Source organism: Mesorhizobium sp. WSM4844, from assembly GCF_055811775.1.
Window position 1 is genome coordinate 1 of the sequence record NZ_JBVVQB010000211.1, and the last position, 344, is coordinate 344.

The 344-nt window shown below is 55.5% G+C and carries 1 pseudogene; it reads left to right on the forward strand.

The window, feature by feature from the left end:
* Positions 1–344: pseudogene (locus AC0L2A_RS36470) on the forward strand (GGDEF-domain containing protein); the annotation flags it as partial.

A 344-nucleotide genomic window follows, 5' to 3' on the forward strand; every position in this document is an offset into this window, starting at 1 on the left:
GTTATCAGCTAAACGAGACGGGGGATCAGGACGATTTAACAGGGATTTCGCAGCGGCTTCGCTGGTTTGGCATCCTTTCTCTTCTGTCAGGGTTTGCCTGGTCCTTTCTTGCCGTCCTTACCGTTGGCTACACAACGCCGCAAGCGCCGTTGCATCTGATTATTCTGGCGGGCATCTCAGCTGGTGCGGTTACATACGGCAGTTCATATGCCGCGGCCGCGATCAACTTCATCACGCCGCCGCTTGTGATCGCGATGGCTTGCTTGCTGGCGAAAGGCAACTTTGAAGATTACATTCTGGCCTTTGCCGTTCTGCTCTTCGTGGGCGGCTTGGTTCGAGGCTCG